The organism is Streptosporangium sp. NPDC023825 (assembly GCF_040639575.1).
Lineage (GTDB): Bacteria > Actinomycetota > Actinomycetes > Streptosporangiales > Streptosporangiaceae > Streptosporangium.
This window is the reverse complement of record NZ_JBFAAE010000029.1, coordinates 1-22,687: the sequence shown is the minus strand read 5'-3', so window position 1 is coordinate 22,687 and position 22,687 is coordinate 1. Positions and strand designations below refer to the sequence as shown.

The window sequence follows — 22,687 nt, the reverse complement described above, 5'->3', positions numbered from 1 at the left end:
TCCCGGAGCTCAGAGCTTCTCCATCGCCTTGCGGATGCGCTTGTCGGAGATCGAGTACGGGGTGCCGAGGGTCTGGGCGAAGTAGCTGACCCTGAGCTCCTCGATCATCCAGCGGATCTGGCGTACGTCGTCGTCGGAGCGGCGGGCCGGAGAGAGCTTCTCGACCAGCTCGTGATAGTCGTCCTCGATGTCGTGCACCCTGTCCATCCGCTCCCTGTCGCGGAACGCGTCCTCGTGGACCTTCTCCAGCCGCCGTTCGGCCCCCTTGAGATAGCGGAGCAGGTCGGGCAGGCGCTTGTAGCCGGTCTCGGTGACGAAACCCGGGTAGACGAGGTTGGCCACCTGGTCGCGGATGTCCTCGATCGCGGGTGTGGAGCGAGACTCCGGCAGCAGGTTCGAGACGGTGTGCCAGACCTTGAGGGTGCTCTCGACCCTGGAGACCACCTCGGCGGTGGTGTCGAACAACTCGGCCCGGACCCTGTCGTGGAGCGCGGCGAAGGCCGACTCCTCCCAGACCGGACCGCCGTGCTCGGTCATGAGGTGGTCGGCGGCGCAGGCGATGCAGTCGTCGAACAGCGCGGTGGCCCCGGCGTGCGGGCTGCGGCTCAGGGCGAGCTTGGACTGGTTGCCGAGGCGGCCGAGCACCCATTTGGCCGGTGACGGGGTGTTGAGCAGCAGCAGCCTGCGAGTGCCCTCCCACATCGCCCGGCGCTGCTCGGCCTCGGTCTCGAACATCCGTACGGCCACGGTGGCGCCCTCGTCGGCGAGCGCCGGGTAGGCCTTCATCCTGCGCTGCTCGAACGTCTTGGGCAGCGCGCCCACGGTCCATCCCGTCAGGCCGGTCCTCTCCAGGCCGTCGGCGGCCTTGGACAGGGTCTGGCGGAGCTTGGGGGCGAGCCGCCGTTTCAGGTCGGCCAGGTCCTTGCTCTCGGCCAGCTTCTGCTTGCGGCCGTCGATCACCCGGAAGGTGATCTTGAGGTGGTCGGGGACCAGGTCGGGCTGCCAGGCCTCGCGCGGCACCTGGACGCCGGTGAGGTTCAGCAGCTCGCGTTCCAGCACCGCGAGCAGCGGCTCCTGGGTGGGTTCGGCCCGCTCCAGGGCCTTCTTGGCGTAGTTGGGAGCGGGGACGAAGTTGCGCCGGATCTGCTTGGGCAGGCTCCGGATGAGCGCGGTGAGCAGTTCCTCGCGCAATCCGGGGATCTGCCAGTCGAAGCCCTCGACGTTGACCTGGTTGAGCAGCGCGAGCGGGATGTGCGCGGTGACGCCGTCGGCGTCGGTGCCGGGCTCGAACTGGTACGTCAGGGGGAAGCGCAGGCCGCCCTGACGCCACACGTCGGGGTAGTCGCGCCGGCTGACGTCGCCCGCCGTCTCGCTGATCAGCATCGACTTCTCGAAACTGAGCAGGTCGGGCTGGTCGGTCCTGGCCTTCTTCCACCAGGAGTCGAAGTGGCGCCCGGAGACGACGTCGGCGGGGACGCGCTGGTCGTAGAAGTCGAACAGCGTCTCGTCGTCGACGAGGATGTCGCGGCGCCGGGCCCGCTCCTCCAGCTCCTCGACCTCTTCGAGCAGCCTGCGGTTCTCCCTGAAGAAGGCGTGGTGGGTCTCCCAGTCGCCCTCGACCAGGGCGTGCCGGATGAACAGCTCCCGGCTCAGCTCGGGGTCGATGCGGCCGTAGTTGACCTTGCGCTGGACCACGATCGGGACGCCGTACAGCGTGACCTTCTCGTAGGCCATCACCGAGCCCTGCTTCTTCTCCCAGTGCGGCTCGGAGTAGGTGCGCTTGATCAGGTGCTGGGCGAGCGGCTCGACCCACTCGGGTTCGATCTTGGCGTTGACCCGGGCCCAGAGCCTGGAGGTCTCCACCAGCTCGGCGGACATCACCCACAGCGGCTGCTTCTTGGCGAGCGCGGAGCCCGGGAAGATCGCGAACCGCGCGTTGCGCGCGCCGACGTACTCCGTCATGGGCCTGCGCGGCTCGTTCGGGGGACGGCGGCCGCCGCCGGCGTCGGCGGTCTTCTTGTCGATGTCCTTGACGCCGACGTGGGAGAGCAGGCCCGACAGCAGGGAGACGTGGATCTTCTGCTCGTCGCCGGGGGCGGTGTTGAGGGCGACGCCCAGGCTCTTCGACATCTGGCGGAGCTGGCTGTAGACGTCCTGCCACTCGCGGACGCGCAGGTAGTTGAGGAACTCGGCCTTGCACAGTCGCCGGAACGCGCTGGACGACAGCTCCTTCTGCTGCTCCTGCAGGTATTCCCACAGGTTCAGGTACGAGACGAAGTCGGACTCCTTGTCCGCGAAGCGGCGGTGTTTCTCGTCGGCGGCCTGCTGCTTGTCGGCCGGCCGCTCGCGCGGGTCCTGGATCGACAGCGCGGAGGCGATGACCATGACCTCGCGCACGCAGCCGTTGTGGTCGGCCTCCAGCACCATGCGGGCCAGGCGCGGGTCGACCGGGAGCCCGGCCAGCTTGCGGCCGAGCGGGGTCATCTGCCTGGCCTGGTCGAAGGCGCCCAGCTCCAGCAGCAGGTCGTAGCCGTCCCTGACCTGGCGCTGGTCGGGCGGCTCGACGAACGGGAAGGCCCCGATGTCGCCCAGGCCGATCGAGGTCATCTGCAGGATGACCGAGGCGAGGTTGGTGCGCAGGATCTCCGGGTCGGTGAACTCCGGCCGGGTGACGAAGTCGTCCTCCTCGTACAGCCGGATGCAGATGCCCTCGGAGACGCGGCCGCAGCGGCCCTTGCGCTGGTTGGCCGAGGCCTGGGAGATCGCCTCGATGGGCAGGCGCTGGACCTTGGTGCGGTGGCTGTAGCGGGAGATCCTGGCGAAGCCGGGGTCGACCACGTACTTGATGCCAGGCACGGTCAGCGAGGTCTCGGCCACGTTGGTGGCCAGCACGACCCGGCGGCCGGTGTGCCGCTGGAAGACCCGGTGCTGCTCGGCGGCGGACAGCCTGGCGTACAGCGGCAGGATCTCGGCGTCCTTGCGCTTCGACAGTGCCTCGGCGGTGTCGCGGATCTCCCGCTCGCCGCTGAGGAAGACCAGGATGTCGCCGGGTCCCTCCGCGCACAGCTCGTCGACGGCGTTGCCGATCGCCTGGATCTGGTCGTCGTCCTCGGCGATCGGCCGGTAACGCACCTCGACGGGGTAGGTCCGGCCGGAGACCTCCACGATCGGCGCGTCGCCGAAGTGCTTGGAGAAGCGCTCGGGGTCGATGGTCGCCGAGGTGATGATCACTTTCAGGTCGGGGCGGCGCGGGAGCAGCTGCTTGAGGTAGCCCAGGATGAAGTCGATGTTGAGGCTGCGCTCGTGCGCCTCGTCGACGATCAGCGTGTCGTACTGGTCGAGGTCGCGGTCGTTCTGCAGCTCGGCCAGCAGGATGCCGTCCGTCATGACCTTGACGAGGGTGCCGTCGCTCACCTGGTCGGTGAAGCGCACCTTGTAGCCCACGGCGTCGCCGAGCGGGGTGTCGAGCTCCTCGGCGACGCGCTCGGCCACGGTACGGGCGGCGATGCGCCGGGGCTGGGTGTGCCCGATCAGGCCCTTGACGCCCCGGCCCAGCTCGAGGCAGATCTTCGGCAGCTGGGTCGTCTTGCCGGAACCGGTCTCCCCGGCGACGATCACGACCTGGTTGTCGCGGATCGCCTCCAGGATGTCGTCCCTGCGCTGGCTGACCGGCAGCGCCTCCGGATAGGTGATCGCGGGGACGCCGGCGCGGCGCTGGGCGACGCGCCGCTCGGCCCGCTCGATGTCGGAGGTGATCTCCGTGGCGATCTTCTGCTGCGCGGCGCGGTTTCTGACCCTGCGGGCCCCGTCGAGCCTGCGGCGAAGTCGCCGCTGGTCACGCAGCGTGAGCTCGGGCAGGCGCGCGTGCAGGTCGGAGAGAGGCGATGTCAAAGGAGGCGTTCCCATACTGAACCCAGGATACTTTCGGCCCACGTGTGAAGGCTCACCCGCGGCCGTGAAGGCGCGTGTGAGGCTGCACACCTGAAGGCCCCTGTGTGAAGGCCCGACCGACCATGCTGCCCGAGCCGCCGCTCCGCCGCATCCCAATAAAAGCAGGCGGCCCCTTACAGGGAGACGGCCCCGCCTCCCCGGGGCCGGGGTGACGGGGCCGTCGTGTTCGGGACCCGCCCGGGCCCCGCGGGAGCGGGACCCGGGGTCAGCGGGTTACGGGAGCGGCGGGTAGGCGTTCTGGAGCAGCTGGCGGAACTGGGCGGAGAACCACTGGCCGGAGATCGGCGCGTCGGGCAGGGCACCGCTCCTGTTGTGGCCGTTGCGCTCGTTGCCCTCGTAGGCCGGGTCGCACATCTCGTCGAAGCCCTTGCCCTCGTTGTTCGGGATCGGCTTGCTGGAGCCGTCGGACTCGCCCGGAGGCTTGATCCAGACGTAGGCGTCCAGACCGGTGGCGGGGTTGGCCCGCGGGCGCTCGCCCAGTCCGGCACCGCTCTGGTTGCACCAGTTGCCGGCGTGGTACCTGCGGTCGACGCGCGACTGGTCGACGAAGGTGTTCAGGTCCGTCGAGGTGCTGGGAGCGGCCGGGCGGGCCGCGCCTCCCCAGCCGTTGCGGGAGGTGTCGACCAGCATGCCGATGTTGGACTTGAAGCCCTTCTGGATCAGCGTGTTCCTGAACGCCTGGGCGAAGGAGAGCTCGTCGACGTAGAAGTTCCAGTCGACCCACTCGGACTGGCGGATGTTCTGGTTGTTGACGGTGGTGTTGATGGTGAAGTGCGGCTCGCGCAGCGGCGAGTAGTTGGCGGTGTTGGTGATGAAGCCGTCCACGCTGTCGAAGCCCGCGGCGGTGCCGGCGACGGTGCTCGCGAACAGGTCGGCGGACGGACCGAAGTTAGAGTCCCAGCCGAGCCAGCCGTGGTGCCCGGCGTCGATGTAGGTGTAGACGTTCTTGATCGCGTGCAGCTTGTCCAGGGCGTAGCGGACGCCGTTGACGTAGGCGCCGCTGTCCTTGGCCTCCTGGCACTTCGCCAGGTTGAGGTTGGTGACCAGGTTCGGCAGCGAGTCGATCTCGATGATCGTCGAGATCCGCAGGCCGGCGTACTTCGACTCGCCCATGATCGCGGCGATCGGGTCGATGTACTCGGTCTTGTAGCGGTTCAGGCCGTTCTCGGCGATGAGCAGCTCACCGTTGGAGGAGAGCGCCGAGCAGTCGCGGTTGGGCAGGTTGTAGATGACGACCTGGATCGTCAGCGGCCTGCTGCCGTTGGCGGCGTCCTGCACCAGGGCCTCGTCCAGGTGGGCGCGCAGGCCCCTGGCCGAGGAGGAGCCCGCGATGGCGGCGATGCGGTCCAGCCACACGCCGGTGGAGATGTCGGCGATCGCGTCGCCACCGGGCTCGGCGGCGGCCTTGGTCGACCAGTCGGGGTTCACGTAGCCGTCGGCCCCGTCGTAGGGGTTGTCGACGTGCGTGATCGGCGGCGTGTCGCCGTCGTCGTCGGCCTCGGTCACGGCGACGGAGGCACCGGTGTGGCCGGTGGCGGCGGCCGCGACGGTGGCGGTGCCGTTCGCCTCGTCGGCGTCCTGGGCCGCCGAGACCGTCACGTTCTGCGCCGTGTTCCAGTTGGCGGTGGTGAAGGTCAGCGTGGAGGGCGAGATGGTGAGGTCCGCGTCACCCGTCTTGGTCAGGTTGACCGTGACGTTGCCGCTCGGCGCCTGGCTGAGCCTGAAGCCGGTCGTCCTGGAGGCGCCCTCGGGAACGCTGAGGGAGGCCGGGGAGGCGACGATCGACGGCGTCGGGGTGCCACCCACGGTGAAGGGGACCGCGGCGGTCTGGGTGGACAGCGCCGGGGAGGCGTTGTCGAAGGCCTTGGCGCTGGCCGTGTGGGAACCCGCCGACAGGCTGGTGGCGGAGTAGGAGTAGGGGGCGCTGGTGTCGGTGTTGACCAACGCGCCGTCGACGTAGAACTCCACCTTGCTGACGGAGCCGTCGTCGCTCGCGGTCGCCGCGAGCGGCACCGCGGCACCGGCCTGGTGGGAGGAGCCGGAGGCGGGGCTGGTCAGGCTGACCGTGGGGGGCTGGTTGACCGGGTTCTGCCCGCCGCAGGTCACGCCGTTGACCGTGAAGGCGGCGGGTTTGGGGTTGCTCCCGTTCCACGACCCGTTGAAGCCGATGCTGGTGGAGGCGCCGGTGGCGAGGGCGCCGTTCCAGGCGAGGTTCTTCGCGGTGACCTGGGTGCCCGACTGGGCCCAGGTCGCCGACCAGCCCTGCTGGAGGGTCTGCCCGGCGGTGAAGGCGAAGCCCAGGGTCCAGCTGGTAAGCGGGTCACCGAGGTTCTTGAGGGTGACGCTGGCGGTGAATCCGCCCTGCCAGTCAGTGGTGGTGTAGGCGACGTCGCAGGCGACTGCGGCGTGCGCCGTGGCGGCTTGCCCGGTGGCGAGGCCGGCGGCGGCCACGAGCATGGCCGCCGTGGCCGCAAACCGGTTGCGCCAGGTTTGGCGGCGCGGATTGACTGTCATTCGTGATCATCTCCAGGAGGATGGTGGGAGCGCTCCCATATTCCGGATGTTTCACGGATGTGTACAGCTTGTTGCACGTCGGAGACCCTCGAATGGGGCCGTCCCAGCCTCTGACCTCACCGAACGGATTTCGGGCGCGATGAAAGTTTCAGAGTCCTCTTCGGAGCCTCTCCCGGACGGTGCGCGGCAGGCCGCCGAACCCTCCGCCAGGCGCCTGAGGTCCCGGAGACTCCCCGGCCTTCTCCGGGTGCACGCCGCCCCCCTCCGCAGCTCGCCTCCGGTACACGCCGGCCTCCCCGGGCCGCCTGCGTGAAGCGCGCACCCGGGTGGGGCCGCCGCTACCTCACGGCCGCCATGGCGGCGCCCACGATGCCCGCCTCGTTCTGAAGACCCGCCGGGACGATCGGGGTGCGCAGCTTGATGTGGGGCAGGAACTTGTCGGCTTTCTTGCTGACCCCTCCACCGATGATGAACAGCGACGGGGAGAACAGCGCCTCGACGTGTTCCAGATACTCCTGCACCCTCTCGGCCCACTCACCCCAGTCGAGATCGTGCGCCTCGCGGGCGTGGTCGGAGGCGCGCTTCTCGGCCTCCTTGCCCCTGATCTCCAGGTGGCCGAGCTCGGTGTTGGGCACCAGGCGGCCGTCGATGAGCAGGGCGCTGCCGATCCCGGTGCCGAAGGTCAGCAGCATCACCACGCCCGTCCTGCCCTTGGCGGCGCCCGCCGCCACCTCGGCCAGGCCGGCCGCGTCGGCGTCGTTGAGCACGGCCGTCGACAGCCCCGTCGCCTTGGTGAACAGCTGCCGCGCGTCCGTGCCGATCCAGTCCTTGTCCACGTTGGCGGCCGACCTGGCGACCCCGTCGACCACGATCCCCGGGAAGGTCACTCCCACCGGCCCGTCCCAGGCGAAGTGCTCGACGATCTCCGTCACCACCGCGGCCACGGCCTCGGGCTTGGCGGGGTCCGGCGTGGGGATGCGCAGCCGCTCCCGCGTCAGCCGCCCCTTCGCGACGTCCACCGGCGCGCCCTTGATCCCCGACCCACCGATGTCGATTCCCAGCGCTTCCATGTCCTTACCTCCTGTTGACTCCCCCTTCCCCCCGATAGGCGGCTGATACTCGTTTGCAGTGAGCGGTCAACCCGGCTGAAAGCGGTCCGTCACACACTGTGGGCACAGCAGCCGGAAAGGAACTCCTCCCATGACGATCAGACGCCTCCTCGCAGGACTCGCCCTCGCCACCGCCCTCGTCTCCATCGCCCCGGCCGCCGCCCAGGCGGCGACCGCCCAGGCGCCGACCGGCCCGGCCACCGCCGGCACGACGGCGGCGCAGGGCGCCGGCCCGTGGGGCACCTACTACGCCCCCGGCAGGAGGGCGAAGGCGAACGGCTCGCTGACCGTCTCCGGCGAGGACCACGCGGACATCCCCGCCGCCGAGAGGGGCAGGATCTCCGGCAAGGTCTACGACCTGACGAGGGGCCCCTCCTGCGGCTGGGCGGTCTTCCGCCTCACCTACCGGAGCGCCGACGGAAGGAACCTGCCGTTCAAGCACCGCAGCATCGTCGACTGCTCGTACGGCACCCCGAAGCCGTTCACGTTCACCCAGCGCGACCTCTACCAGGTCGAGCTCAAGGTCTGCTCCGGGGCCAAGGCCTCCAAGCCCTCCCTGAACTGCCTGTACGCGGGCACCTGGAAGGTCCTCTACGTCTCGAAGTGAGCGACGGGCGGGTCTCCCCGCCCGTCCGGCACGGCCACCGGGCCGCCGTCCCGACGGGAGCGTCAGCTCGTCGGGACGGCGTCCCGGCGCCTGCCACGATGCCGAGGGCTGTGACGGGCACGACCGGCCCGGCGCCTGCGGCGCACCATGAGGCCGAGGGCCGTGACGGGAACGATCACCCCGGCCACCAGCCCCACCAGGGGCAGGTGGTTCTCGTCGGGCTCGACGGAAAAGCCCTGGCCCGACGCCGGGAAGGTGAAGGTGGCGGTGACCGCCCGTTTCACCATGCCGCTCGTCAGGGTGACCCTGCCCTTCCACGGGCCCTCGGGCATGCGCCGGTCCATGGTCACGGTCACCGGGGCGACCGCGCCGGGAAGCAGCGTGACCCCCAGGTCGGCGGGGAAAGGCCCGGCTTGCAGGCCACCGGGACCGTCCGTCAGCGACAGCGCCCCGTTCATGTCCAGGGTCCGCCCTCCGGTGTTACGGATCACTGCCGACAGTTGCGGGCTGCCGTCCGCGGCACGCATGGGCGTCAGTTTCTCGATGCGGAAGTCCGACGGCGGTTCGCCGCCCGGCCCGACATCGAGGTAGACGCGGATCCCGACCCGGTTGACGACGCGCACGGGGTGGGAGTCGTCGGCCTCGGCGGCGACCTCCGCCCAGACCACGGCGAACCGCTCGCCTCGCGAGGCGACGGGCGGCACCTTGATCGTCACCTGGGCGGTCGCCGTGCCCCCCGGCGGCAGGTCGACCGAGTCGCGGTCGAGCGAGATCCAGCTCACCAGCTCGTTCCTGGGGCGGCCCGCCGGTGCGTGGAAACCGTTCCGCACGATGTCGGCGGAGGCCGGATACAGGCTGACGTGCTGCGGTTTCCTGGACGTGTTGGAGATCTCCACCTTCCGCTGGATGGTGGTGCCCGGGTGGAGATGGTCGACGATGTAGGAGAGCGCGCGAGGATCGCCGCGACGGCTGACCGGTGCTTCGAGAAGACGGATGCCGATCGTGCCCCGGGGGTCGGCGGCGACCAGGCCCGTCCCGGCCGACACGCCCCCGGCCGACACGCCGGCCATGCTGGAACACAGCACGGCCAGCAGCGCCAGCGTGAACGGTCCAGCGATCCGGCTACGCCACCTGATGTGTCACCGTCCCGGTGTAGTCGCCGATCTGAGCCGTGATGGGAATGTTCACGATCAGCGTGGGGTTCCACGTCGCCGTACTGCCTCCGGTGCCTCCCGTGTGGGCCATGGCGGGGATGGCGGTCAGCGTCGTTCCCGTCAGGGGGACCGCGTCGTCCGCCGTGGGCTGTCCGGGGATGAAGGTGCCGCCGCCGGTGGTGGCGGTCTCCGGCCCGGACCAGTACTCCACGGAGGCGAAGGGAATCGTCAGCGCGGCGTCGGTGAAGTCCGTCGCGAACACCGTCGCGGTCCAGACCGAGGTGGCCCCACCACGGGTGTCGGAGACCGACACGGGGCCGATCTGCCCGGTGAGCGTGCCACCGGGGGGAGCGGAACCGAGATCGATCGGGCCGGCGGGCGCGACGATGTCCAGGCTTCCCGCCTCCACGGAGAAGGTGACGATGGTGTCGGCGGTGGGGGCCGCCACCGCCGGTGCCGCCAGGATGACCATCAAAGCGCCTACGCCCGCCGAGGTGAGCACGGCAAATCTCTTACGCAAGATCTCTTCCTTCCGAATGACGAAGCATGTCTTCGGGGGGCGGCAAGCGATGGATCTTCCATACTTGTCGCGATAACTGTAAGAGATCAACAACTACCCAGCGTGACGAAAACGGCAAACGGGAGGCCCCGAGATGTTCCGGTGAGAGCCAAAGCTCCGGACCGCGGCGAAAGGGACGCGCGGTGCCCCACCGGCGAACCCGCGGAAGGTCCGGACCAGCCCGCAAACCACCCCGGACCGGTCACGCAAACCACCCCGGACCGGTCACGCAAACCACCCCGGACCGGTCACGTGAACCACCCCGGGCCGGCCGGGGAGCACGCGGGCCGCCTCGGGGTCACCCGGTGCCGCCTCCAGCCACGGAAGGACCCTTCCCGGGAAACACGAACATTTCACCTTCTTGTTGACGACATATGTTCGTAACAGGCGAATGTAGATCCGGAAAATGACGACATCCGCATGCCGGACCGCCCGTGAAGAGGATCAGAGGCGGGCGACCGGGCGTGGGACGCGTCTCCCGCCTCCCGGCGGGGTTCCTCAGCGCCTGACCGGGCCGGTCGAGGCCCTGACCACCAGCTCGGGCTCGAAGAGCAGCTCGTCGGCCGGCACCAGGGCCTTGTCGATCTGGGCGGCGAGCAGGTCGACGACCGCGCGGCCCATCGCGTCGATCGGCTGGCGCAGCGTCGTCAGCGGCGGGTCGGTGCAGTTCATCAGCGCGGAGTCGTCGTAGCCGATCACCGAGACGTCGTCGGGCACGGAGAGCCCCGCCCTGCGGGCCGCCCTTATCGCGCCCAGGGCCATCACGTCGCTGGCGCAGATGACGCCGGTCACCCCCCTGCGTATCAGCCGCGCGGCCGCCGCGTGCCCCCCTTCCAGGGAGAACATGGTGTGCTCCACGAACTCGGGGTCGAGGTCCGCCGCGTCCAGCTTGCGCCGGGAGGGCACGTGGTCGGGAGGGCCGAGCACCATGCCGATCCGCTCGTGGCCCAGCGACCGCAGGTGGCCGAGCGCCATCTCGGCGGCGGCCACGTCGTCGCAGGAGACCTGGGGGAAGGCGAGGTGCGCGACCGCGGCGTTCACCAGCACGGTCGGCAGCCGCCGCTCCCGCAGCAGCTCGTAGTGCTCGTGGGAAGCGTCCGCCTGGGCGAACAGGCCCCCGGCGAAGACCACGCCGGACACCTGCTGCTGGAGCAGCAGATCGACGTACTCCGCCTCGGAGACGCCGCCCAGGGTGCGGGTGCACAACACGGAGGTGAACCCCTGCTGGGCCAGCGCACCCCCGACGACCTCGGCGAAAGCGGGGAAGATGGGGTTCTGCAGCTCGGGCAGGACGAGCCCGACCAGCCGCGCCCTGTCGCCGCGCAGCTGGGTCGGCCGCTCGTAGCCGAGCACGTCGAGCGCCGTGAGGACGGCCTCACGGGTCGCCTCGGACACCCCGGGCTTCCCGTTGAGCACGCGACTGACCGTCGCCTCGCTCATCCCGACCTTCTTGGCCACTTCTGCAAGCCGTCGCGTCATGATGAAACTATAAGGCAAGAGAAGTAATTACTTGCGGCTGCTTGCGAAAGTTACGTCAACAGTCAGGTCCGGCGGACCGTCCCGGTCAGTTTTCGGCGATCCTGCCGCCGTCGACGTGGACCCGCCGGGTGGTGTGCACCGCGTCCAGCATCCGGCGGTCGTGAGTGACCAGCAGCAGCGTACCGGGATAGGAGGCGAGCGCGGACTCCAGTTGCTCGATCGCGGCCAGGTCCAGATGGTTGGTCGGCTCGTCGAGCACGAGGAGGTTCACCCCGCGCGCCTGGAGCAGCGCCAGCGCGGCCCGGGTCCGCTCCCCCGGCGACAGGGTGGCGGCCGGGCGCGGCACGTGCGCCGCCCGGAGCCCGAACTTGGCGAGCAGCGTGCGGACCTCCGCGGGAACCATGTCGGGCACGGCCGCGCCGAAGGCCTCGACCAGGGGTTCGTCGCCGAGGAACAGCCCCCGCGCCTGGTCCACCTCGCCGACGACCACCCCGGGGCCCAGCGAGGCGTTGCCCTCGTCCAGCGGGAGCCGGCCCAGGAGCGCGGCCAGCAGGGTCGACTTGCCGGAGCCGTTGGCGCCGGTGAGCGCCACCCGCTCGGCCCAGCCGACCTCCAGGTTCACCGGGCCGAGGGTGAACGCGCCGCGCCGGACCACGGCATCGCGCAGCGTCGCCACGACGGCCCCCGATCTCGGGGCCACCGCGATCTCCATGCGCAGCTCCCACTCCTTGCGGGGCTCCTCGACCTCCTCCATCCGCTCGATCAGCCGCTCGGTCTGGCGGGCCTTCGCGGCCTGCTTCTCGGTCGCCTCGGTACGGAAGTTGCGGCCGATCTTGTCGTTGTCGGACGCCTTGCGCCGCGCGTTCTTGACGCCCTTCTCCATCCAGGCGCGCTGCATGCCCGCGCGCTGCTTGAGGGAGGCGACGGTGCCCGCGTACTCCTCGTACTCGTCGCGGGCGTGCCGGCGGGCGACCTCGCGCTCGGCGAGATAGGCCTCGTAGCCGCCGCCGTGCACCCTGACCAGCTGCTGGGCGAGGTCGAGCTCGACGACCCGGTTCACGGTCCTGGCCAGGAACTCGCGGTCGTGGCTGACCAGGACGGTCCCGGCCCGCAGGCCGGTGACGAAGCGTTCGAGCCGCTCCAGCCCCTCCAGGTCGAGGTCGTTGGTGGGCTCGTCGAGCAGGAAGACGTCGTAGCGGCTGAGCAGCAGGGAGGCCATGCCCGCCCGCGCGGCCTGGCCGCCGGAGAGCGCCGTCATCGGCCGGTCGAGCTCCACGGCGAGGCCGAGCTCGGCGACGACCTCGGCGGCCCGGTCCTCCAGGTCGGCACCGCCCAGGGCGAGCCAGCGCTCCAGGCCGGTGGCGTAGGCGTCGTCCGCCCCCGGGGTTCCCTCCACCAGTCCCTGGGTCGCGGCGTCCAGCGCGCGCTGCGCGGCGGCCACCCCGGTACGGCGGGCCAGGAAGTCCGCGATCGTCTCGTCCGCGCGGCGCTCGCGCTCCTGGGGCAGGTAGCCGACCGACGCCGAAGGCGGGCTGAGCCGCACGGAGCCGTGCTCCGGCGGGAGCAGCCCCGCGAGGATCCGCATCAGGGTGGACTTGCCCGCGCCGTTCACTCCGACCAGGCCGACGACGTCGCCGGGGGCGACCACCAGGTCGAGCCCGGTGAAAAGCGCTCGGTCGCCGTGTCCGGCGGCCAGGTCCTTGGCGACGATGGTGGCACTCATACGCAAACGCTATCCGCCCACCGGCACCGCGGCGCCATGTCCGATATGTCTGTTATGACCGCTTAAGGGCCTGGAATCCCCCAGCCGCGCACTCCCGCCCCATCCGCCGAACCCTATTCCCGACAAATCAGACATATCGCGCTTATTGCAGAAAAATTTCTGGGGCCCGGCAACCGGCGGTTGACCTGGTCGTCCTTGCCGGGAAACGTTACCTTACGGAGATCTAAACCCTCTTTTTTCGACACTTCAGGCAACATCAGCCGCTTCTGTGCCGTCTTATGGGACGGGGACGGTCAACAGATCGCCCCCGAAACGGGGAGAAGAGGAAGCATCTTGATGAAACGAATCGCCGTCGGTCTGCTGTCAACGGCAGTGGGCAGCTCGCTGCTCCTGTCCGCCGGAACGGCCTCCGCGGAACGAGTCGCTCTCGGCGTGCGCATCGACAACGTGAACCCGAACCCGGTCGTCGTGAAGGGAGACGACGACACGAGGGTCAGCATCGAGGTCCGCACCACCGAGGCCACCCGCGTCGAACTTCGCCTCAGGCCGGTCTCCGACCAGGCCCGCACCATGGCGGCGCCGGAGCCCAGGCTCCTGCACCAGGGTGACCTGTGGCGCTTCACGACCAGCTTCGACGAGAACGACTTCGAGGGTCGCTGGGTCGCGATCGCCGACGCGTACGACAAGGACGGCAAGAAGGTGACCGACGAGGTCAACTTCTCCGTCGTACACGAGGAGGCCAAGAAGGCCGACACCCGCATCTACCGGTTCTCCGCGAACCCCGGGACCGTCCGCAAGGGCCGCTCGGTCTACTTCACCGGCCGTCTCCAGGTCGACGACGACTACTGGAAGGGCGTGCGCGGCGAGGAGGTGGAGATCTACTTCCGCAAGCGCGGTACCAACACGTGGAAGTTCGTGACCTCCCCCGACACCGGCTGGAAGGGCACCTTCCGCGCCAAGGCCCGCGCGTACAGCAGCGGCGAGTACCGCGCGGTCTTCGACGGCAACGACGAGCTCTCCGGGAGCCGCAGCCGGTCCGACTGGGTGCGCGTTTACACCCGCCGCTGGTAGTCCCGCCTGACGGTCGCGCCGCGACCGTTCGGCAGTCGACGCGGAAGCCCGGGGCGACCCGGGCTTCTGTCTTTTCCGGCGTCTCCCGCGGTTCCCGGTGAGGTCCTCCGCTTGATTCCCCCGCTTTCGGGCATCGGAGGGGGACGACGACCGGAGGGAAGCCGCGCCGATGACGACGGGTGATTTCTACGACTACTCCGAGCTGCTGGAGGAGCACGAGAAGGAGATCGTGCTCCGGGTACGGGAGTTCATGGCGCGCGAGGTCGCGCCCATCGCGAACGAGGCGTGGACCAACGCGCGCTTCCCCCACCAGCTGATTCCCGAGTTCGCCAAGCTCGACATCGCGGGCCTGGCCTACCGGGGGGCACGGAGCCTGCTGACCGGGTTCGTGGTCCTGGAGATGAACCGGGTGGACCCGTCCATGGGCACGTTCTTCGGTGTCCACAACGGTCTGGCGATGGGCAGCGTCGACCGGCTGGGCTCGGAGGAGCAGCGGGAGCGATGGCTGCCGCCGATGGCGGCGATGGAGAAGATCGGGGCGTTCGCCCTGACGGAGCCCGAGGGGGGATCCGACGTCGCGGCGGGGCTGCGCACGACGGCCCGGCGCGAGGGCGACGTGTGGGTGCTCAACGGGGCCAAGCGCTGGATCGGCAACGCGACCTTCGCCGACCTGATCGTGGTGTGGGCCAAGGACGAGGCCGACGGCCAGGTCAAGGGGTTCGTGGTGGAGAAGGGCACTCCCGGCTTCGCCGCCACGAGGATCGAGAACAAGATAGCCCTGCGGACGGTCCAGAACGCCGACATCACGCTCACCAACTGCCTGGTGCCGGAGATCAACCGGCTGCAGAAGGCCAACGGCTTCCGCGACACCGGCACCATCCTGCGGCAGACCCGGGGAGGCGTGGCCTGGCAGGCGGTGGGCTGCATGACGGGCGCCTACGAGCTCGCGCTGGAGTACGCCAAGACGCGCGAGCAGTTCGGGCGGCCGATCGCGGGCTTCCAGCTCGTGCAGGACCTGCTCGTGCGGATGCTGGGCAACGTCACCTGCTCGCTGGGCATGGTGGTGCGGCTGGCACAGCTCCAGGACGCGGGCGTCTACAAGGACGAGCACTCGGCCATGGCCAAGGCCTTCTGCACGGCGCGGATGCGCGAGGCCGTGGGATGGGCCAGGGAGATCCTGGGTGGCAACGGCATCGTCCTCGACTACGACGTCGGCCGTTTCGTGGCCGACTCCGAGGCGATCTACTCCTACGAGGGGACGCGCGAGATCAACACCCTGATCGTGGGACGGGCGATCACCGGTACGAGCGCCTTCGTCTGAACACGTCGTCCCCCGGCCCCCTCGCCCGGGAGCTCTGTTCCCAGGCGTTCCCAGACGTTCCCAGGATTCCAGGCGTTCCGGGGCGCCCTCGTCAGAGTTCCCAGGCGTTCCCAGGCGCCCCGCCGGAACGCCGTCGCCCGAACGTCGTCGTCTGAAACTCCCTCGCCGGAGCGTCGTCGACGACAGGCGTACGACGCTCCGATCAGTGGTCGCGGCGGGTGACGAGACGGGCGAGGGTGGTCAGCTCGGCGGCGGGCCGGGACAGCGCGCCCGCCGCCGCCAGGTGGCGCAGGGCCCGCGCGAGCAGCTCGTCGGCCTCCACCTGGGTCCAGGCCCGCCCGCCCGCGGCCTCGACGAGCTCGGCCGCGCGGACCAGCTCGGCGTCGGAGAGCGGCCGCTCCCGGTGGTAGAGGCCGGCCAGCTCCTGTCCGGCCGGGGTGCCGGAGGTCAGGGCGGCGACGACCGGGATGGACTTCTTGCGGCTGCGCAGATCCGAGTGGACCGGCTTGCCGGTCGCCTCGGGGTCTCCCCAGATGCCCAGCAGGTCGTCGACGAGCTGGAAGGCCAGCCCCAGGTCCCGGCCGAAGGCGACGAAGTGCTCGACCTGCTCGGGGCCCCCACCGCCGAACAGGGCGCCGAGCCCGCAGGCGCAGCCCAGCAGGGCACCGGTCTTGCCGACCGCCATGCTCATGCACTCGGCCGGCCCGACGTCCTGGCGTTCCTCGAAGGCGACGTCCGCGCTCTGGCCGTCCAGCAGCTCCTGGACCGCGGTGCTGAAGATCCGGGTCGCCTCGGCGGTGCCCGGGTGTCCTCCGGTCGCGAGCACGTCGAAGGCGAGCGTCAGCAGCGCGTCACCGGCCAGGATGGCCGGGCTGACCCCGAAGACGGCCCAGGCCGTGGGGCGGTGGCGGCGGGTCCGGTCACCGTCCATCACGTCGTCGTGCAGGAGGGAGAAGTCGTGCACCAGCTCGACGGCGGCCGCCGGCCGGAGCGCCGAGACCGCGGTGCCGCCGACGGCCTCCGCCGACAGCAGGGCCAGCGCGGGGCGGATCGCCTTGCCCCCACCGGTCGTGGACGGCCGGCCCCGCTCGTCCCACCAGCCGAAGTGGTATCCGGCGATGCGCCTCATCGACGCGGGCAGCGTGTCGGCCGCCGGGCGCAGGGTCGCCTCGACCATGTCCCGGCTCCAGGCCAGCACCTCACCCGCGGACCGCCCGTCCGTCGACGTCTCGATGGTCGTCACACTCGCTCTCCCTCGCTCGGCGGCCGGCCGGAAACCCTGTCCCCCACCTGTCGTCAGTGGCCGATCTCGACGTCTTCCAGGATGCCGAGCGCGTCGGGCACCAGGACGGCGGCGGAGTAGTAGGCGCTGACCAGGTAGGAGATGATCGCCTTCTCGCTGATGCCCATGAAGCGGACCGACAGGCTGGGCTGGTACTCGTCGGGGATGCCGGTCTGGTGCAGGCCGATGACCCCCTGGTTGTCCTCGCCGACGCGCATGGCCAGGATCGAGGTGGTGCGGGTCTCGGTGATGGGGATCTTGCTGCAGGAGAAGATGGGGACGCCACGCCAGGCGGGCACCCCGCTGCCGCCGATGTCGACGCCCTGCGGGTAGAGGCCGCGCGCGTTGCACTCGCGGCCGAAGGCGGCGATGGCGTGCGGGTGGGCGAGGAAGAAGCTCGTGCTCCTGCGGCGGCTGAGCAGCTCGTCGAGGTCGTCGGGGGTGGGCGGGCCGGTGCGGGTGTGGATCCGCTGCTTGAGGTCGGCGTTGTGCAGCAGCCCGAACTCGCGGTTGTTGATCAGCTCGTGCTCCTGCCGCTCGCGCAGCACCTCGATCGTGAGCCGGAGCTGCTGCTCGATCTGGTCCATCGGGTCGTTGTAGAGGTCGGCCACCCGGCTGTGCACCCGCAGGACCGTCTGCGCGACGCTCAGCTGGTACTCGCGCGGGGAGAGCTCGTAGTCGACGAACGTGCCCGGCAGGTCGGCCTCCCCCTCGTGGCCGGCGGCCACCTCGACGGCGGCCTCGCCGTACTTGTTCTGCGGCCCGCGAGAGGCCGTCTCCCGCTGCCGCAGATGGGCCTGGAGCGGCTCCGCCTGCTCGGTCAGCTCCAGGAAGGCCTGCCGGGGCAGGACCATCGCCGTGCCGCTGGTGACCGCCTTGGCGGTGAACGGCCACTCGCCCCCGTCGCCGACCAGGGTGTCGTCGCCGAAGTGGTCGCCCGCGGCCAGCACGGTCAGCACGATCTCGTCACCGTACGGTCCGGTGCCGACCTTGTTGACCTTGCCGTGCGCGATGAGCACGACCTCGTCGGCCGGTCGTCCCGCCTCCACGAGCACGTCACCGGCCTGGAACTCCCGCTGGACGAACCGGCCCGCCAGGGCGTCGAGGACGTCGGAGTCGTCGAACCCGCGCAGCAGGGGCAGCTCGCACAGCTCGGCCGGGATGACCGCGACCTGCGACCCGGAGTTGGTGAAGCTCACCCGCCCGTCGCCGATCGTGTAGGTCAGCCGCCGGTTGACGCGGTAGGTGCCGCCCGAGACCTGTGTCCAGGGGAGCATCCGCAGCAGCCACCGTGAGGTGATCTCCTGCATCTGGGGAGTCGACTTGGTCGTCGTCGCCAGGTTACGCGCGGCGTCCGTACTCAGACTCAGCTGCGACCGGCCAGCCTCGAACTCCGTCACAACACACCACCGATCCGTACTCGTACCGACAAGGGAAAGAAGACATGAATCAACCAGGGGGGAACGCCAATTACCCGCGACAGAAACGGCAGAATCGTTGACCCCCCGATGCGCGGAGCCGGATATGGCCCGCCACCGTGGACGCCTCAATTTTGGGTTGCCCTTAAATATCTTGTCAAGCATTGGATACGATCCGGCCAACAATTAACAAAGTTGCTATCGCCAAATGCCCGAAAAAGATTGAATGTCTTATTCATATCAGCGGTCCGGCTCATATGAAGGGCTTTGTGAGCTGGCAATATCCGTCATGCCAGACATCACGCCGCGTATCCCCGGCGGCCGGCGCGGCGCAGCGGACACCCCTTTTCGTACGGCACCGGGAATTCCGCGAACCACCCCGCCGACACCCCGGGACCCCTGGGAGGACGCGGCGCGACAACAGCGAGAAAGACGAATCACCGCCCGGGATGGCATCTTCCGCAAAAGATGAAAATCAGGTATTACCAGTCAGTACCGGTCAGCGTGGCCGTTCCGGTGCGCGGCCCAGGAGTTCGGCGAAGAGGTTCTCCCAGAGCGGCATGATCACTTCGGGCGTGTAGTCACGCGCGGTGACGGCGGCGGCGGCCCCCATCCGCTCCCGCAGCCCCCGGTCCTCGATGAGCTGGATCATCGCCGCCGCCAGCGCGTCGACGTCCCGGGGAGGGACAAGCAGCCCGTCGACCCCGGGGGTGAGCACGTCGGCCGGGCCGGTCGGGCAGTCGAAGGCGACGACGGGCAGCGCCTGGGTCATCGCCTCGATCATCACCATCGGCAGGCCCTCGAACCGCGAGCTGAGCACGTAGAAGGAGGCCTTGGCCAGTTCCTCGTCGAGATGGTCGGTCCGCCCCATCAGGGTGACGTTGTCACGCAGTCCGAGCTCCTTCAGGAGCCCGCGCAGCGCGTCCTTCTTCGGGCCGGTGCCGTAGATGCGCAGCCGCCAGTCGGGGTGGTGGTCGACGACCTGCCGGAACGCGGGGATCAGCAGGTCGAAGCCCTTCTGCCCGACGAGCCGCCCGGCCGCGACCACGAGCCTGTCCTCCTGCCAGGAGAGCGGCCGCCGCACGGGGCCGACCGCGTTGGGGATGCGCACGACGGGGGTGCCGGGCAGGAGTTCCTGGTACTCCCTCCTGTCGGTCCCGGTGAGCACGGCCACCGCGTCCAGGCCGCCGTAGTGGCGGGCGATCGCCGTCCGGACCGCCTCGGGGTGGGTGGCCAGGTTCATGTGCTCCTGGGCGATCCTGACGACGCTCGCGGGAGCGCGCCGGGCGGAGATGAGGTTCAGCGCGGGACGGGTGGTGACCAGGATGCCGTCCTGGAGCGCGGAGACGTAGTCGATGACGGCCCGTTCCACGCGCTCGGTGAAGTAGGAGGCCGCGAACTCCCCGGCGGGCACGATCTTGCCGCGGATCCGCCGCCAGGCCCTGCGCCCCACCGAGTCCGAGGGCCTGCCGTCCCGCTGGTCCGACAGCGCCAGCAGACGGACGCGGGCGTCGATCGGGAACTGGGGCCTCTCCCTGCGGCGCACCACGCTGACGATCTCGACCTCGTGCCCGGCGGCGGCCATCGCGTTCGCCTGGTTGATCACCGTGCGGATCGTCCCGCCCATGCCGTACGCGTGCAGGAGCATGTAGCGGATCTTCATGGCCGCGGGGGTCCCGGGCGCTCCGGGCGCCGTCACGTGGGCTCCGCTGCGCGCGGCAGGTATCCCCAGCTCTCGCACATCGGCCTGAGCGACTCGGGGACCTCCTCGGCCCTCGGCAGGTCGCGCGCGGGCTGCACGCTCCCGGAGCGGATCTTGTCCTTCCAGTCGCCGAGCCCCTTCTGCAGCACGGCCTGCTCGCCGTACGCCAGCATCTCCGGCTCCCAGGGGATGCCGAGGAAGTCGCAGAGGCGGCGCGCCTCGGCCGCGGGATCGGCGGTCAGGTCCTCGTACCGCACGGTGCACCCGCTGAGCGCCTTCCGCGCCCGCTGCACGGCCTTCATGTAGCGCAGGGCGTCGAGCGCCGCCTCCTCGGGCGTCCTCTTGCCGGCGCCGGCCTCGTACCACGAACTCGCGACGGACGCCGGGTGGCGCAGCAGGAAGACGAACCGGGCGTCCGGCCAGCACGCGGCGATGCGCCGGTGGGCGAAGGCGTTGGCCGGCGTCTTGTCCACGACGAACGTCTTGCCGCTCTTGACCAGCTCGCGGTGGAGCACGCGATCCCACAGCAGGTGTTCCAGGTCGGCCCGATCGTGCCCGAGGGCCTCCATCGCCCTCTCCGCCAGCGAGGTGCCGAACTCCACCCGGAGCCTGCGCACGTGCAGCTCGTGCGGGGCGTGCAGCATGGAGTGGGCGTTGAGCAGGGCCCTCAGGAGCGTGGAACCGGACCTGACCGGCGAGAGGATGAAGATCGGGGCGACCAGCAGCCGGTCGACCTTCGGGTCCGCGGGCGGCCTGAACGACTCCTCCGCCGCCGGGGTCCCCACGGCGGCCGCCGGACCGACTTTCCCTACTCGGTTGATCTGGAATCCGGTTAGCCTGACAAGGGCGTCGTTGGCCTTACGCTGCCAGTCCATGCCCAGGGAGGGTAGTCACCTTTCCTGGCATTTAACTGTGTGTTCACTCAAGAACACCTCTCTGTCCGCCGGGCGCGCCCGCGCCTTTGCCCGCCCTTGGGGGAAGGGCGGAACGGACCGGCGATTCACCCTCCCCATGCGGGGTAGTGACACGTTCCCACGGCCCAGGCGGCATGCGGCCGGTCGGCGACCACGCTCCGGCGCGCCGCCCCCGGGCCTGCCGCGCCCCTCGAGGAGGAGATCGAGTGACCCACGACGTACGGCCGGATCCGGCCTCGTCCCACGACGTCGACGACGCCACCGCCGAGGCCCTGGGAAAGCTCTCCGAGGCACTGGAGACGACCGAGCGGGCCCGCGGGCACCTCTACTCCTTCCACCAGCTGACCGGTCACGCCGACCTGCAGCTCGACGAGGCGGTGGAGCTGCTGCGCGCCGCGGGCCACCCCGAGATGGCCGACCTGGTGACCCGCGAGCTGATCGGCCTCGACGTCATCCCCGGCCGGTGGACCTTCCAGGTCGTGGAGGAGTACGAGGACGGCTACCACAGCGTCTTCACCGGCGTGGAGAGGCGGATCAGGGAACGGCTGGCGGGCGGGCGCCGCCACCTCCACGAGGCGCGGATGAAGGAACGGCGCCAGAGCTGATCCGTCCCGCGCCCCCGGCCCCCGGACTCCCGCTCCCGTCCCCGGCGGCGGGCCCCGGTCCGCCCCGCCGGGGATCGAGGCGACCGGACGGGCGGCGGGCCCCGTACAGTGTGGGGCATGGGGATGGTCAAGACCGTGGGGCTGGTTCTGCACCCGCAGCGCGATTCGAAGGTGGCCATCGACACGATCGTGGAGTGGGCCCGCGCCCGCAACGTCACGGTGCTGGGATTGCCCGACGAGGTCGGGCGCATCGACTGCAGCGCGGTGTCGGTCGACGGCGCCACCCTGGTCGACCGCGCCGACCTGCTCGTCAGCCTCGGCGGCGACGGCACGATGCTGCGCACCATGCGCCTCATCTCGGGGCGCAAGACCCCCGTCCTCGGCGTCAACCTCGGCAAGCTGGGGTTCCTCGCGGAGATCGACGTCGACGAGCTGCCCCCGGCCCTGTCGGCCATCGACAACCACGACTACACGGTCGAGCCGCGCATGGCGGTACGGGCGGCCCTGCCCGACGGCACGGCGGTGACCGCGTTCAACGACATCGCCCTGGTGCGGATACCGGGGGACGGGCTGTCGGCGGTGTCGATCACCGTGGAGGGGCACCCCTTCGTGCGCTACGCGGCCGACGCGGTCATCGTGGCCACCCCCACCGGGTCGACCGCCTACAGCTTCTCCGCGGGCGGTCCCATCGTGTCGCCGACGGTCGAGGGGTTCCTCGTGGTCCCCGCGGCGGCGCACTCGTCGTTCAACCGGGCCATCGTGCTGTCGGCCGACGAGCGGGTCGTGCTCGACCTGCTGCCGACGAGCGGCCGGCTCGCCGTGGAGGTGGACGGCACGGTGGCCGCGCACCTCACGTCCGGGGACGCGCTCGGCGTCACCGCGATCCGCGCCGCCGCCTGGGTGGTCCGGCTCGGCCCGAAGAGCTTCTACGACCGCGCCCGCCGCAAGCTCCGCGTCAACGGCAGCGCCGAGGTCGACTAGACCTCCCGAGAACTCCGGCAGCGGCCAGGCCGGCGGCAGCGTGGCCTCCATCCCCTCCTCCCTCGACACCGCCTCCAGCGTCAAGTCGATCGTGACCGGCGGCGCCGGCCGGATCTCCGTCTGACGTGGACTCCGCCCCACGTCCGGCCCGTACCTGACCCGGGTCCGGCGAGGCGCCGTTCCCGAGTGGCCGGGCTCCCCCCACGGAGCCCGGTCGAAGGTCTTCCCGGGCCCGCAGGCCCGAATCCGTTCTCCCGGGCCCGCGCGGGTCCGCTTTCCCGTGCCCGCGGACCCCGG

General features: G+C 70.3%; 16 protein-coding genes and 1 pseudogene. 5 read left to right on the top strand and 12 right to left on the bottom strand.

All coding sequences use genetic code 11. From position 1 onward, the window contains the following. Positions 1-9 precede the first annotated feature (9 nt). The 4 genes and pseudogenes from hrpA to ppgK all read right to left on the bottom strand — a co-directional run bounded on the left by hrpA (position 10) and on the right by ppgK (position 7,535). Positions 10-3,906, bottom strand: a complete 3,897-nt coding sequence (hrpA, locus tag AB0G15_RS24195; RefSeq protein WP_362843711.1) for an ATP-dependent RNA helicase HrpA — start codon at positions 3,904-3,906, stop codon at positions 10-12. Between the two features lie 258 nt (positions 3,907-4,164). Then, positions 4,165-5,604, bottom strand: a complete 1,440-nt coding sequence (locus tag AB0G15_RS24190; protein ID WP_362843898.1) for a glycoside hydrolase family 6 protein — start codon at positions 5,602-5,604, stop codon at positions 4,165-4,167. Between the two features lie 228 nt (positions 5,605-5,832). After that, positions 5,833-6,408, bottom strand: a pseudogene (locus AB0G15_RS24185) (cellulose binding domain-containing protein); the annotation flags it as partial. 395 nt (positions 6,409-6,803) lie between these two features. Beyond that, entirely contained in the window at positions 6,804-7,535 is a 732-nt protein-coding gene (ppgK, locus tag AB0G15_RS24180; RefSeq protein WP_362843709.1) for a polyphosphate--glucose phosphotransferase, read from the bottom strand. A 130-nt stretch (positions 7,536-7,665) separates the two neighbouring features. Between ppgK and AB0G15_RS24175 the strand changes: the two genes are divergently transcribed. Then, a complete protein-coding gene (locus AB0G15_RS24175) occupies positions 7,666-8,181 on the top strand; it encodes a hypothetical protein (RefSeq protein WP_362843706.1) in 516 nt (171 codons plus the stop codon). A 62-nt stretch (positions 8,182-8,243) separates the two neighbouring features. Here the strand turns inward: AB0G15_RS24175 and AB0G15_RS24170 are convergent, their stop codons facing one another. The 4 genes from AB0G15_RS24170 to AB0G15_RS24155 all read right to left on the bottom strand — a co-directional run bounded on the left by AB0G15_RS24170 (position 8,244) and on the right by AB0G15_RS24155 (position 13,096). Further along, positions 8,244-9,251: a hypothetical protein gene (locus AB0G15_RS24170; protein ID WP_362843703.1), complete on the bottom strand. Its 1,008-nt coding sequence runs from the start codon at positions 9,249-9,251 to the stop codon at positions 8,244-8,246. A gap of 52 nt (positions 9,252-9,303) precedes the next feature. Continuing rightward, the gene (locus AB0G15_RS24165) at positions 9,304-9,855 is read right to left on the bottom strand and encodes a hypothetical protein (RefSeq protein WP_362843700.1); all 552 of its coding nucleotides are present in this window, start codon (positions 9,853-9,855) and stop codon (positions 9,304-9,306) included. A gap of 537 nt (positions 9,856-10,392) precedes the next feature. Further along, positions 10,393-11,373: a LacI family DNA-binding transcriptional regulator gene (locus AB0G15_RS24160; RefSeq protein ID WP_362843698.1), complete on the bottom strand. Its 981-nt coding sequence runs from the start codon at positions 11,371-11,373 to the stop codon at positions 10,393-10,395. An 85-nt stretch (positions 11,374-11,458) separates the two neighbouring features. Further along, positions 11,459-13,096 carry an ABC-F family ATP-binding cassette domain-containing protein gene (locus AB0G15_RS24155; protein WP_362843695.1) on the bottom strand — a complete coding sequence of 546 codons (1,638 nt, stop codon included), beginning with the start codon at positions 13,094-13,096 and terminating at the stop codon, positions 11,459-11,461. 336 nt (positions 13,097-13,432) lie between these two features. Between AB0G15_RS24155 and AB0G15_RS24150 the strand changes: the two genes are divergently transcribed. Together AB0G15_RS24150 and AB0G15_RS24145 are read left to right on the top strand one after the other, a co-directional pair. Further along, a complete protein-coding gene (locus tag AB0G15_RS24150) occupies positions 13,433-14,167 on the top strand; it encodes a hypothetical protein (RefSeq protein WP_362843692.1) in 735 nt (244 codons plus the stop codon). A gap of 169 nt (positions 14,168-14,336) precedes the next feature. Next, entirely contained in the window at positions 14,337-15,488 is a 1,152-nt protein-coding gene (locus AB0G15_RS24145) for an acyl-CoA dehydrogenase family protein (protein WP_362843689.1), read from the top strand. Between the two features lie 202 nt (positions 15,489-15,690). On the opposite strand, the gene AB0G15_RS24140 is transcribed toward AB0G15_RS24145, so the two are convergent. The 4 genes from AB0G15_RS24140 to AB0G15_RS24125 all read right to left on the bottom strand — a co-directional run bounded on the left by AB0G15_RS24140 (position 15,691) and on the right by AB0G15_RS24125 (position 20,765). Further along, entirely contained in the window at positions 15,691-16,731 is a 1,041-nt protein-coding gene (locus AB0G15_RS24140) for a family 2 encapsulin nanocompartment cargo protein polyprenyl transferase (RefSeq protein ID WP_362843686.1), read from the bottom strand. Between the two features lie 53 nt (positions 16,732-16,784). Beyond that, a complete protein-coding gene (locus AB0G15_RS24135) occupies positions 16,785-18,170 on the bottom strand; it encodes a family 2B encapsulin nanocompartment shell protein (RefSeq protein ID WP_362843683.1) in 1,386 nt (461 codons plus the stop codon). A 517-nt stretch (positions 18,171-18,687) separates the two neighbouring features. Then, entirely contained in the window at positions 18,688-19,887 is a 1,200-nt protein-coding gene (locus tag AB0G15_RS24130) for a glycosyltransferase family 4 protein (protein ID WP_362843680.1), read from the bottom strand. Then, the gene (locus AB0G15_RS24125) at positions 19,884-20,765 is read right to left on the bottom strand and encodes a sulfotransferase (protein ID WP_362843677.1); all 882 of its coding nucleotides are present in this window, start codon (positions 20,763-20,765) and stop codon (positions 19,884-19,886) included. The genes AB0G15_RS24130 and AB0G15_RS24125 overlap by 4 nt, the downstream gene beginning before the upstream one ends. 245 nt (positions 20,766-21,010) lie before the next feature. Here AB0G15_RS24125 and AB0G15_RS24120 point away from each other — a divergent pair, with 245 nt between their 5' ends. Further along, positions 21,011-21,409 (top strand): hypothetical protein, encoded by a 399-nt coding sequence (locus tag AB0G15_RS24120; protein ID WP_362843674.1) that lies wholly within the window; start codon positions 21,011-21,013, stop codon positions 21,407-21,409. A gap of 117 nt (positions 21,410-21,526) precedes the next feature. Next, the gene (locus AB0G15_RS24115; RefSeq protein ID WP_362843671.1) at positions 21,527-22,390 is read left to right on the top strand and encodes an NAD(+)/NADH kinase; all 864 of its coding nucleotides are present in this window, start codon (positions 21,527-21,529) and stop codon (positions 22,388-22,390) included. Positions 22,391-22,687: the final 297 nt, after the last annotated feature.